The 12,952-nt window shown below is 38.0% G+C and carries 12 protein-coding genes; 6 read left to right on the top strand and 6 right to left on the bottom strand.

Annotated features, from left to right (window positions below):
* Positions 1–435: 435 nt before the first annotated feature.
* Positions 436–1,269: a helix-turn-helix domain-containing protein gene (locus tag HJP15_RS05620; RefSeq protein ID WP_054206482.1), complete on the top strand. Its 834-nt coding sequence runs from the start codon at positions 436–438 to the stop codon at positions 1,267–1,269.
* Between the two features lie 53 nt (positions 1,270–1,322).
* Positions 1,323–2,831: a serine hydrolase domain-containing protein gene (locus HJP15_RS05625; RefSeq protein WP_064435949.1), complete on the top strand. Its 1,509-nt coding sequence runs from the start codon at positions 1,323–1,325 to the stop codon at positions 2,829–2,831.
* 543 nt (positions 2,832–3,374) lie between these two features.
* Here HJP15_RS05625 and HJP15_RS05635 read toward each other — a convergent pair.
* A complete protein-coding gene (locus HJP15_RS05635; RefSeq protein WP_170173215.1) occupies positions 3,375–3,902 on the bottom strand; it encodes a CIA30 family protein in 528 nt (175 codons plus the stop codon).
* Positions 3,903–4,000: 98 nt separating this feature from the next.
* Between HJP15_RS05635 and HJP15_RS05640 the strand changes: the two genes are divergently transcribed.
* Positions 4,001–4,738 carry a hypothetical protein gene (locus HJP15_RS05640; RefSeq protein WP_064435950.1) on the top strand — a complete coding sequence of 246 codons (738 nt, stop codon included), beginning with the start codon at positions 4,001–4,003 and terminating at the stop codon, positions 4,736–4,738.
* 190 nt (positions 4,739–4,928) lie between these two features.
* Positions 4,929–8,114 carry a S41 family peptidase gene (locus HJP15_RS05645; protein ID WP_502706968.1) on the top strand — a complete coding sequence of 1,062 codons (3,186 nt, stop codon included), beginning with the start codon at positions 4,929–4,931 and terminating at the stop codon, positions 8,112–8,114.
* 208 nt (positions 8,115–8,322) lie between these two features.
* Here the strand turns inward: HJP15_RS05645 and HJP15_RS05650 are convergent, their stop codons facing one another.
* From HJP15_RS05650 to HJP15_RS05670, 5 genes are all read right to left on the bottom strand, one after another.
* On the bottom strand, positions 8,323–8,643 hold the full coding sequence (locus HJP15_RS05650; RefSeq protein ID WP_212760629.1) for a Rossmann-fold NAD(P)-binding domain-containing protein: 321 nt from the start codon (positions 8,641–8,643) through the stop codon (positions 8,323–8,325).
* 214 nt (positions 8,644–8,857) lie between these two features.
* Positions 8,858–9,238: an NAD-dependent epimerase/dehydratase family protein gene (locus HJP15_RS05655; protein ID WP_170173217.1), complete on the bottom strand. Its 381-nt coding sequence runs from the start codon at positions 9,236–9,238 to the stop codon at positions 8,858–8,860.
* Between the two features lie 286 nt (positions 9,239–9,524).
* Entirely contained in the window at positions 9,525–10,193 is a 669-nt protein-coding gene (locus tag HJP15_RS05660) for a hypothetical protein (protein WP_054206477.1), read from the bottom strand.
* Positions 10,190–10,933, bottom strand: a complete 744-nt coding sequence (locus tag HJP15_RS05665) for a hypothetical protein (protein ID WP_249118465.1) — start codon at positions 10,931–10,933, stop codon at positions 10,190–10,192. The genes HJP15_RS05660 and HJP15_RS05665 overlap by 4 nt, the downstream gene beginning before the upstream one ends.
* 27 nt (positions 10,934–10,960) lie before the next feature.
* Positions 10,961–11,545, bottom strand: a complete 585-nt coding sequence (locus HJP15_RS05670; protein WP_170173218.1) for a MalM family protein — start codon at positions 11,543–11,545, stop codon at positions 10,961–10,963.
* A gap of 233 nt (positions 11,546–11,778) precedes the next feature.
* Between HJP15_RS05670 and HJP15_RS05675 the strand changes: the two genes are divergently transcribed.
* Together HJP15_RS05675 and HJP15_RS05680 are read left to right on the top strand one after the other, a co-directional pair.
* Complete coding sequence (locus tag HJP15_RS05675) at positions 11,779–12,495, top strand: enoyl-CoA hydratase/isomerase family protein (RefSeq protein ID WP_169326936.1); 717 nt, start codon at positions 11,779–11,781, stop codon at positions 12,493–12,495.
* A 179-nt stretch (positions 12,496–12,674) separates the two neighbouring features.
* Entirely contained in the window at positions 12,675–12,938 is a 264-nt protein-coding gene (locus tag HJP15_RS05680; protein WP_169326935.1) for a hypothetical protein, read from the top strand.
* The last annotated feature ends 14 nt before the right edge of the window (positions 12,939–12,952 follow it).

Here is a 12,952-nt window from a genome sequence, read left to right on the forward strand (position 1 = left end):
TCGTTCAGTTCGACTGGAAATACATACTTGCAGGTTTTCTTTTTTATCTATTCGCCTATACAATTTGGTCAAGTAAAAAACGTGGAAAGCGTGATTCAGAAAACTCCAAAATTGATATACTTGAACTTATCGTTGAGTTTCTTATTGAATTTATCATATGGTTTTTCCGTACACTTGGTCGTTTATTTAGGATCTTGTCGGGTAATAAGGGTGATACTATTGCTCTCGACATCGACCTATAGTTGGGTAGTATGAGCCTTTTAACCTTAAGCCTCTTACACAACGCATCATGCATTTCTTATTAACAGTTATTTAAAATGCTGGTGGCTCTGAACCAATAAATGACCACTCATTGTATAACGTATTACTGACTCTTAAATAGCACCAATAATGCTGTTTTTGTCAAGCTTCGAGTTTTGTATGGGAATATTAATAATGAATACGTTTAAATTTAGCGAAGATGAAGAACATCGTGCTATTACAGTTGTTCCTGCCAACAGTGAGGTAATTAAAACAGTCAAATTGGTGTATTATTTTCCTCATGTTTTTATGCCTATGCATAGCCATAAAGTGAGCCAATTTTCTTCGCTTGTATCAGGTCAAGCAATAGAAAAAAGTAGATCCTCAGAAGTAGAAAATCAAATAGGTGTTGTTGAGTATAAACCGTTGTCGCATAGGCACAGTAACGTTATTGGTCCCTATGGCGCTTTTTTTCTATCAGTCAATATTGACTCGGAGCAATCGGCTTTTTTTGATGAATATGGCGCGTTAAATCATCGCTTTAGTGAACTAAGTCAAATGTCAGCGCAATGGCATGGTATGAGCGGTATGTTGATGCAACCAAGTTGTTCACAACACATTGATTATGAAGAGCGTGTGCTTGGCATTTTTAGCGCCACCATCCCTTACGCCAAAAAGTTAAGGTATCCGCCTACGTGGCTAAAACTCGCAGAGCAGGCCTTAAACGAAAGTGATATGAGCATCGAGCAAATAGCAGTGAGTGTGGGGGTGCACAGAGTACACCTGAGTCGTATTTTTCAAACCTATTTTGGTATGTCAATTTCACAATATCGACAACGATTAGCCTTGCAAAAAAGCATTTCGGCTATTTTATGTGACCAAAATAGTATTAGTTCAGCGAGTGCTTTTGGCGGTTTTTCAGATCAAAGTCACTTTACGCGAACACTTAAAAACCAATTTAATATAACACCACGCCAGCTAGCAAAACTTTTTTCATCAAAGCGAGGTGATGTTACATCTATTCTATAAATAGGCTTATATCCATGATGAAATAAACAAAACTAATCAAGGTAGATAAATAAATGAATTATATAATACAGGCGTTAAGTTTTATTATTTTAATATCGTCATTTGGTATAGAGGCAAAGCAAAATCAATTTGATAGTGAGTTTTTAAACTCATTTGTAAATAATATTAAAGAAACAGCACAATTACCGTCAGGGACTGCGGTTGCTGTTGTTTATGAAGATAAAATAATATATGAAGGCTATTGGGGTTATCGTAATATTCAAGAAGGGTTAAAAACTGATGCTGATACTCGCTTTTACATTGCATCTGTAACCAAGCCATTTCTAGCACTTAATCATCTACTTGATGCTTCGAGTAATACAACGTTAAAGAGCACTACCTTAGAGGCGATGTTTCCTGAGTTAATATTACCAGGGCGAGAAAATATTGTGGCTAAAGACTTACTGACTCATACGGCTTCAATTAATAATCTACCATTGGTATTAGCTACGGCTTTTAGCGGTGAGCACACAGCGCAGTCTATTGAACAGCTGGTAATACAAGAGTCAAGCTTATCAAAAGAAGCGGTGGGTGAGTTTAAATATACAAATGTTGGTTACAATATTTACAGTGTTTTTGCAGATCGTTATTTTAAGCAAAGCTGGCAGGAAAAGTTACAAAATCAAATTTTTGAGCCCGCTAAAATGCTTTCAACCAGTGCTAAATCCTCCCACATTAAAGATAAATCGCGCATTGCTAAACCCTATTCTTTAACTAACCCCAAAAGTAGTGAACCACTTTATTTAGAAAAGCAAGATAGCACTATGCATGCTGCTGGGGGGATGTACGCGACCTCTAAAAATCTAGGGCGGTTTTTAATTGCTCAATTAAATCAGGGGTATATTGATGGTAAAGGCGTTTTTCCGTCAGAGGTAATTGCAAAATCCCATACTCAGCAAGTAACTACAGATACTGCTTTTTTAGATTTTAAGCGCGATGGCTATGCATGGGGCTGGTACACTGGTGATTATAAAAACCAGAGAATGTTACATCATTTTGGTGGCTTTGCAGGAGCCCATGCACATGTTTCATTTATGCCTGAAAAGAAAATTGGCCTTGTAATTTTAAATAATGAAGATTTTTTAAGTAGTCGTTTAACCAGTGTTATTGCTGATTATGTATATGGCTCACTTTTACAAGAGGCAGGCATTAAAGAGTCTATAGTGCAAAGAATTGCATCGCTCAAAGGTAAACTAAGCGCAATAGATACAATGTTAGCGAATCAGCAAAGTAAATTAAATAAAAGAGAGTTTTTACTTAGCCTACCAAAAGAAAATTATGTCGGAGAATATACTCATCGTTTGCTTGGCACAATGACGGTTAAATTGAACATTGAGGGTCGGTTTGATGTCACGTGGGGTGTTATGCACTCTAGATCTACAGGGATGGATAAAGTAGAGCAAATAAGGGTTCAAATGGAGCCGACTTCAGGAACAGTGATTCGTTTTGATGTGACTGAAAATGTAAATTCATTGTCTTATGGCGGGATAGTTTTTAACAAAACCGTAGAAAATAAACTCTGACCTTACTTATCTAAAGTCACTTTATTTAAAGTAAATCAATAGCTTAAGCAATTGAAGCTCTGAGTGTATTAAACTTTAAGTTGAAATATATTTTAAAGCAGGGACTTAAGATTAAAATCAAGAAAAGGAACACACTTTTAAGCGCCATGTTCCTTATTTTGGTTAGCTCAACTATTACGCTGCTACTTTTGGCCAATGCTCCAAAAACACTCTATAAATTAAAGCGCTTCAAAAGTAGCAGCTATGCCTTGCCTGCCGCTTGTACACATAGTGACTAGCCCGTATTTACTGTTAATACGCTTAAGTTCGTGCAGGGATTTTCTGACAAAATATATGCAGTCCTTTTTTATTTTATTTATATTTAGACAGAAAATAGCAGATAAAACTGCGAGTTATCTCAGATCTATTTTGGAGGTTGTGGGTGATTACACAAAGCGCTAACAAGTGATTAATAAAGCCTGTTAGTGTGATATGTAATACGTTTTAGCCCATACTTAATAGAATTACTCCCACACACTTTTCAGGGATAGAATTTTGTTGTGATTAACTATTATTAAAGGCTATTTGGTTTATTTCGAGTTTAAAGTCGCCTTGTTGTTTTTTAGCTATCATGATGCCTAGCTGTCTAATATCTTTAAAGTAAAAGTTAGGGTTTTGCTCAAGTATGCGCCCGCGAAAAGTTAGGCTAAAATCCGAAGGTGTAAAGTTCACTAGTTGCCATTCATCTTTGGTGGTTTTAAATGAAGTTGTATAGGCTGGACCATCTAAATATTGTGTTGTTCTTAATCTAAGTTGGTAAGTTTGGCCATCACCTTTAACGCGTAATGAAATTTGGTTAGAGGCTTGCTCATTGGTGTTAATGGCTGTGCGAACAGATGCAAACCCGCCGTTGTTTTCAAGTGATACAGTACCTGAAAAAACTAATGCGTCATCTTTTTCATACACTTGGCTTGTTGATAATCCACCCATTACAGAGTCATTGACTATATACCAACTTTGATTTGCGCTTACAAACCCCGACGGTAAAAGCAAACTTACGGCAACTACGGATGCAATATTATGTATTTTCATTGGTACGCCTCAGCGGTATAGTGGTTTAGGTATACAAACCTATGAATACGTATATTTACTAAAATTGTTCAATTATTTTTTAATATGTTGGGAAAAACATGAAATCAGAGACATTTTTTAAATGGGTATGGAACCTAAATGGGCTTATTTTATTGTTAGGAATTGTAATAGGGACTTTGTTAATCTCATATCAACTCGCTCAAACAATATTTAGCGATAATTATATTGAGCCACCGACGTTAAATTTAGCCGATGACAAAAACGAAGAAGAAAAATGGCGCTTGGGCTACCCGCAAAGAATAGGAAAAACGGACTTTTACTTTATAGAGCTTGAATCTGAAAAGTTAACGATTGAAGCGGAAACAGAACGTGAGTTTGGCCAGGTTACAGAAAATTTTAATGGTTCTTCTTATTATAAATACAACGCAACACGCTCAAAAAATGTGATGTTTATAAATGGCAAAACAAACCATTCAAATTGGCTTTTTAGTACGACAGATCAATTGATTCTTGATATTCAGCCACTTTATTTATCTGAATTTGACTCGCAATCCAGTGCGGCTGGTATTGCCTATGATGTTATTAAAAACGACACAAATAACGATGGCCTTTTAAACAGCGATGACAAAAGCACTTTTGCATTAAGTAAAACGGATGGGAGTGACTATAACGAGATTATTACAGGCTACGATAGTGTCCTTGAGTATGATGTAAATGAAGATGGCAATTTATTTGTACTATTTATAGATAATAGTGACGTGTTTTCAATGCTAGTTGATTTAACAACGTTTAAAATAACGAATAAAAAGCAACTTCCTAAAGTCGGGGGAATATAATAATTACAGTATGATAAATTAAAGTGCGTGATTATTATTTACACTCTGTTACAGTAATTTTTCGAACAAAGCTGCAATCCGTATTTATGTTGTTATGATGATATAAAATAACAGCATAAGGATAGTAAAGTTGAAATTACGCACTTTATTAACAGCAGTAGCCGTCGCAGTTGCACCTGCAATATCGCCAATGGCTTTTGCTTATGACACACAAGATACGCGTTTATTACGTTTTCCTGATATTCATAAAGAGTCAGTGACGTTTGTTTATGCCGGTGACATTTATATCGCCAATACAAAAACCGGTAAAAGCACGCGTTTAACTGATCATATTGGTTTTGAAACCTTTCCTAAATTTTCTCCTGATGGGTCAAAAATTGCTTTTTCGGCGCAATACAATGGCAGCCGCCAAGTGTATGTTATGAACCGCGATGGCAGCGAACTAAAGCAGCTGACTTACTATAACGACGTAGGTGTTATGCCACCTCGAGGTGGGTTTGACTACCGTGTACTTGATTGGACACCCGATGGGAAACATATCGTATTTAGAGCGAATCGTACACCGCATGGCAAACGTGTGGGTCGCCCATATATGGTACCCGCTGAGGGAGGCTTAGAACAACCATTAGCAATTCCTGAAACTGGCGGTGGTATGTTATCGCCAGATGGAAAACAGTATGTATATACCCCAATTGATCGTGAATTTCGTACGTGGAAACGTTCGCGTGGCGGGCGTGCTCAAGATGTATGGGTATACGATTTAGAAAATAATAAATCAACGCAATTGACCACTGACAGGGCAACCGATCAACAACCTACATGGGTGAACGACAACATTTATTATGTGTCGGATCGAGAGTACACGTTAAACTTGTACAAGCATCAAGACGGTAAAAAGCCAGTAAAAGTCACCCATCACAAAGATTTTGACGTACTTTGGCCATCAGCTGGGCCTGACGCCATAGTGTATGAAAATGGCGGTTACTTGTATCGCTTTGATGATGCAACCCAGCGCGAAGAAAAACTGACCATCAATGTACAAGGCAGTCGTGAATATGCCATGCCTTACAGCAAAAATGTCAGCGATTTCATTGATTCAATGGATGTATCTCATGATGGTAAGCGTGTAGTGTTTAGTGCGCGTGGCGAATTATTCTCTGTGCCAGTTAAAAATGGCCCAACACGTAATTTAAGCCATACGCCTAAAGGACGTGAAATAGCGGCATCTTGGTCACCAAATGGCCGTTACATTGCATATATGAGTGATGAAAGCGGCGAGTATGAAATTTACATACAAGACAGAGCCAACAACAATAAGGTTAAGCAACTTACCAGTAATGGCAGTATTTGGCGTTTTGACCCTATTTGGTCGCCAGATAATAAAAAGCTATTGTTTGCTGATCAAAATCATACGCTTTGGTGGCTTGATATCAAAACGGGTAAACAGCACAAAATTGATACCGCAAAATATGAAGAAGATAGCTTAACCACGTATATTTGGTCACCTAATAGTAAAGACATTGTTTTTGTTAAAAATAATGAAAACCGCTATGCGTCGCTGTGGCATTACAATATTAAAGGTAAGCGAGTTACTCGCCTAACAGATGATATGAGCAGTGAAACAAATCCGGCGTTTTCGCCTGATGGACAACAGCTATATTTTACCTCAGAGCGAGACTTTAATTTAACCTTTAGTAGCTACGAATTTGATTACATGTTTAACAACGCAACGCGCCTTTATTCGGTTGCGGTAAACAGTAACATTAAGCCACTTAATGCCCCACTTACTGATGAAACAAGCATCGTTGATCCTAAAGCGGATAAAGACGATGAAAAATCAGCAAACACGCCAAGCAATCACATTGAAAGTGACGGCTTTATGGACCGTGTTGTTGCACTAAATGCGCCTGCTGGCAATTACCGCGCACTAACCGGTGTTAAAGAAGGCGTACTAACACTTTCATCCGGTGAGCTTAAATTAATCCCGATTGCGGTTGATGGTGAAATAGCGAGCGTTGCAGCGGGTGTTAATAGTTATAAAATATCAGCCAACGCAGAGCATATTATTGCGCGAGCAGGTGATAGTTTTAGTGTTATAAAACCAGCGCCTAAGCAAGACTTAAAAGCCACCGCATTAAACCTGCAAGACATGGTACTTAAAATTGATCCACAAACAGAATGGGCGCAAATGTACCGTGAAGGTTGGCGTACTTTGCGCGATTGGTTCTATGATGAGAATCATCATGGCCAAGATTGGGACGCAATTTTAAAACGCTATCAACCAATGGCAGATGCCGTTGCACACCGTGCAGACCTTGATCACGTATTAAGTGAAATAGCTGGTGAAATTAACTCTGGTCATATCTATGTAAACTCTGGGGATATGCCAAGAGCAACACGTTTACAACATGGTTTATTAGGTGCTGAAATTAGTGCGCATAAATCGGGTTTTGTAAAAATAGAAAACATTTTTAAAGGTGAAAACTGGCACGAAAACTTCCGTTCACCACTTAACGAAACAGGTATTAACGCAAGCGTTGGTGACTATATTGTTGAGGTGAATGGTCGTTCAGTAAAAGATGTTGTCAACTTTTATGAATTACTCGAAAACACGCAAGGCAAACCGGTTGAGTTATTGCTTAGTAAGTCACCAAGTTTGAAAAAAAGCTGGAAAGTAACCGTAAAACCAATCGCAAGCGAAACAGACTTGCGCTATTTACAATGGGCGCAATCACGTGCTGATTACGTTAATAAACTCTCAGATGGGCGTATCGGCTATGTACACTTGCCAAACACGCATTACGAGGGAAATCGTTCGTTATTTAAAAACTTTTTACCGCAAACAACCAAAGATGCAATGATCATCGATGATCGTTATAACGGTGGCGGATTTATTCCAGAGCACATGATCACTTGGCTGGCGCGTAAACCGCTAAACTATTGGAAGCGCCGTGGTGTTGAGCCAACTAAAACACCACAATTTGCTCACGATGGTCCAAAAGCGATGTTGATCAATGGCTACTCAAGCTCAGGTGGTGATGCGCTACCGTATTACTTCCGCCAAGCTGGCTTAGGTAAATTGATTGGTACACGTACGTGGGGTGGCTTAATTGGTATTTCAGGTAATCCAAGTCTTGTTGATGGTGGCTCTGTAATTGCAGCGACCTTTAGAATACTTGATAACGACGGTAACTGGATAATCGAAGATGAAGGTGTCAGCCCTGATATCGAAGTGATTGATCGTCCAGAGCTTATTCAGGCAGGCCAAGATCCATCGATTGAGCGCGCCGTTCAAGAGCTATTAAAAGAGCTTAAAGCGAACCCGAAAAAGCCACTTGTTGTGCCACCGGCACCAACTGAGTTTGGCAAGTCGTAAGGTTAATAGGCATTAATAATTGAGCCAGCATTTGCTGGCTTTTTTATGTTTTTACGGTAGGGCGTGTTTAAATTTACTGTAGGCGGGGCTTTATGCCAAGCAAATATGAGGTTTTACAATACAAGTGCGAATTAAACTCAAGCTTAGAGGAACTGATATTAAATATTGTAGAACGCTTTTTATGGCGAAAAGGACGTATAAATATCTGCTAACGTTTAAACAGCTCATCTAATTTAAAATATTCAACACCATCACCGGATTGTTTGCTGATATTACTCATCTTTTTTGCGACTTGTTGGCCTGCAATTGGCTTAAACTTTTTAAGCCCCGGTAGCATGCATAATATAGGTAAAAGCACGCTGCCTAGCTTTTCACCAATGCGAAAGTCGTTGTCACGCTTCCCTAATAACAACGAAGGTTGAATAATACTAATACGCTTAAAAGTCAGCGTTTTTACTGCATCTTCAAGCTCGCCTTTCATTTTTAAATAGGCGCTATTACTGTGAGCATTTGCTCCGCTTGATGACACTAATATACCCAAATCACCTCAAGATGCAGGATTCAGCGTTTCACAGGGGCTTAATATCAAGGCGTTACTTTGCAACAATGGCAGTCCCTTTTAAGAAGTAACAACGATGAGAGTAAGCGCCTGTGAAACACCCAATGGGTTGGTTTAAAAGCGATTTATACTGTGTTATTGATTTTAACAAGGGAACAACCATTATTTGCAATCAATGCCTTGTCTAAATCGCTTTTAACTCCAACGACGCTCGCATCTTGAGGTGGTTTGGGTATACAGAATGATTAACTGCCATGCTTGCAGCCAGCTTTGCTATTTGTAATTGGTAATTAAAATCAACTTTGCGTTGCGCACTAATAGAGCCTGCGGCTTTTTTAGTTGTGCCTAAACATGAAAATAATACATCTGCTTTGAGTAGGTCTGCATGTTGCGTTAAATTATTAAAATCAACCACGCAGTTAACTACTTTGTCATTGTTATAAGTAACCGGGCGACGCGTTAGCGTTATCACTTTTTCTATGTGACTTGCAGCGGTTAATTGCTCAACTAAATAATGGCCAACTAACCCCGTTGCACCTACAACAACCGCGACTTTATTTAGCATAGGTATCCTTTGGTATAAATTTGATATGTAGTTGCTAATAAGTACCTGCGAGTGAGCTAACTATTTAGCTTACTCGCAGGTTATTAGTTAACCTAAACTCGGGATAATAAACCTATTTCCAGTGGCTATTTGCAACGCTAACTACGTTGAATTTACTTGCAATAGACAAGCTTCGGCGCGTAAATTCGCCTTGTTATCCCTGAAAATCACCGACAGGAGAGTTGAGTAAGTTTTTATACTGTTAAATCAATACGTTAGTAAATATCTTAACCCGAGTTCAGGTTAGCTATTTTGTTGCTGTATTTAAAATAACGATAGGTTCTAAAATATGTGTGAGGACTTGCTCATATTTACTCTTGTCGGATAAATCTGGCGTATGCAGATCTAAGCCAATCTCGAGATTGTAAGTTTTACTATCTGGAACATAATATTGTATGGCAAGGCTTATAACAGACCTGAATTCAACTGATTTTATAGTCGCGATATGTTGTTCAACCCCATGCCAATTAGCAGTGCCATCAACCACTTTGATAGAGATTTCTTTTGGATGAATAACTAACAGAGTGTCAACGCTTGGGTATTCCGCTGTAATGTTATTAAACGTGTGCTGCATTGCTGTTTGTATTAACTCAGCGTTGAGCTTACCTGTGTTGGTATCAAAAGCGCCGCCTTGCTCAATAATAAAGTCATTAAACACTGTTTGTGCTTGAGGGTTTAAGTTGGTCAATGTATGTTTTTTTGAGAAATTGGCAACGTTATTATCAAATGCTTCTCGGTAGAGTACTTTGTTACCGGTATTTGCTGTTGGTAACCATATATAGGCTAGATTGCTATGGGTTGCGGGCTTGGCGAATGTAATTGTATTCGCTGTCACTTTGGGGTCGCTATTGTATTGAACTAGTTTGCAACCGACTAAATTTAGCAAAGCGATAATGATAAAAATGTGTTTAATCATTTTTTCGTCTTCCAAGTGTCAATTGTCTCTAATGCGAATTGTAACGCGCTATCCAATTTTGCAGGGTCTTTAAATAATTTGTCGGCATCTTTAACAATAATTTCTTCATCGCTATTAAATTGCGCTACTAACTCAATGCCTCCAGAGCCCATAGTTAAAAGTGTGTCATACTCATCTCGAATGCGGATATACACTCTGCTGCCTGGCACATAACCTTGTTCGTTTTGAAATAGTGATACAAATATATCACCACCATCGGCACCACCTTCAAGGTAAGACTCTTCTTGGCCATACCATTTGGCTACGTGGCCTAATAAAATACTGTTAGTAAAATGTGCGCGTACGGTATCAACACCTGCAAATACAAATGCATTTATACCTAGCTTAGTTTTTGTTGTGAAAAGGGCTTTTTTCCAGAGTTCATTACGTAGGTTTTCATTTTCTTGACCAGTAAGCGGGTCATATAAGTTGTCAGCGTTGTCTAATAATTGATGAAATACAGTATAAACTTCGCTGGCATCTACTACTTTAAACCCACGCTCTTCAAGTGCTTTTTTTATAGGTGTCTTATAATGACTTTCTAATTGTTGTTCAAAGTAAGTGAGATCTTCTTCAACATAAAAACCGCCAAATCCGAGTACCTGATGGTTTGATTTTAATTGTGCCGTATTCATGTAATTAGGTGAAGAGTTACAGCCACTTAATGTGATAAGGATAATAATAGTAAAAATATATCTCATAATAATTCCTGAAAAATGAGTGTAAAATTAAAGTAACTTGATACCAATTTTAGCGAACGAAGTGAGGGTAAGGTGCCTGTATTCACTTCCTCCGACTTGTGAGCGCCAATTGATTGTGGCTTTTTTATTATTCAAGCTGCTATCAGTATAAAAAATTAAGTATTTGGCTTCCTCTGGTAGAGTAAATTGTGTTTTGTAATATAGATTACCATCCAAGTCTAAGGTTGTTGGTAAGCCATATTCCCATGCTTCATAAGGTTTAAGGTGTTTAATAACCTGCTTTGATTTATCTAAAATCAGTAACTGTGGATAAACCAGTGTTGCAGTTTGAATAAAAGCACCATTGGCGTGACTAAAAACTTGAGCAAAGCGACTATTGTGTGGTTTTTTAATCGCAATGAATGGGCTTTTAGCCTCGTTAAAAAGCCTGACTGGCTGCTTTTCTAAATCAAAGTAAGTAAGCTGCTTTGGTTGTTGGGCTACAAATGTAATCGATTTTAAGTCCGAGCAGCATGCAGTACGGTTATTTAACTTGACTAGATCACTTTCAGGCGAATTAGCGCAAGAAGATAAGAACAGAGGTAAGATCAATGCGGTCGCTAATTTTTTCATAACTTTTATTATTATTATTTATGTGTAAATAATACCTAATCTGGAACAAGACTAAAATATATAAAACTTGAATATGTGACACAATGTAAATGAAATTAAACAAATTATAGGGGGGGAAGCTGTGTTACTCCAAATAATCGGTGGTATTTAACTACACAAGAAACAAAGTTAAGCATACTTGCAAATATGCATAAACGTATTTAAAAATAACTATAAAATTGAAAAGGCACTTTATGAGTATCATAACTTTAACGACTCACAATAATATTGCGATTTTAACTTTAACAAATGGTGAAAATCGTCAGAACCCACAATTTGCGCAGCAACTCAAACAGATGCTTGCAAAGGTTGTTGAAAATCAAAACCACAAAGCGCTCGTGATCACTTCAAACGATGAAAAGTGCTGGAGCTTAGGTATTGACACTGACTGGCTATTACCTGCAATGAAGGCAAAAAACGCCGATGAAATTCGTACTTTTATGTACGATATGGACGATGTATTTAAAACGTTACTACTTTTCCCAATGCCAGTGATTGCTGCTATTAATGGCCATGCTTTTGGTAACGGTGCAATTTTAGCTTGCGCCTGTGATTTTAGATTTATGCGCGGCGATCGTGGGTTCTTTTGTTTCCCTGAAGTGGATTTATCTATTCCATTTTTACCGGGGATGATAGCTTTTGTAAAAAAAGCGATACCTTATTATCGTTTTAACGAAATGAAGCTAACAGGGCGCCGAGTATCTGGAGCCGAGCTGGCTATTGATCACGTTATTGAGAAAGCCTCAACTGACCAAGAAAACTTATTAGCCGATGCAATGCAGTTTGCAGCCACGTTTGATAAAAAGCGCACTATTTTTGCCGAGCACAAAAAGCGCTTACACAAAGACATTATTCAGATCATTGATGAAGAAAATAAGCCATTCATCGATAAGCTAGCCTTGATGGTTTAAGTTATAAATCGCCCCTAGATTGAACAAATTTCAATCCACAAAGGTCAACACGCCCTAGTGAAAAACTAATATGGTTGTATTAAATTTATTCAATTGCATCAGGTTTTTGTACCTGTACACTCTCCGTGTAGTTAACATTTTGTTGCTATGCATATATTGTGTAACTCAAAGGAACGAAAATGAAAAATAAAATTATAGTAATGACATTGGCACTTGGTTTTATCTCTGTAAGCTCAATAGCTGCAACCTCTACTGGTTGGTGGCGTACTGTGTCGGTTCAGGCATCTGCAAGCACTCCTGCAGATCACAATGAAGTATGTGCGCGTGCAGAGAGCAGCTTAAGAGCACAGTACAGTGATGTTACTGAGGTAAGATTACGCCCTAGTTTTGATATGTATTCAGGTACTTTGTATTGCAATGCAATTGGTCAAACACAACAATAATAATAAACTTTTGA

This window comes from Pseudoalteromonas sp. NEC-BIFX-2020_002, from assembly GCF_013002825.1.
Classification (GTDB): domain Bacteria; phylum Pseudomonadota; class Gammaproteobacteria; order Enterobacterales; family Alteromonadaceae; genus Pseudoalteromonas; species Pseudoalteromonas neustonica.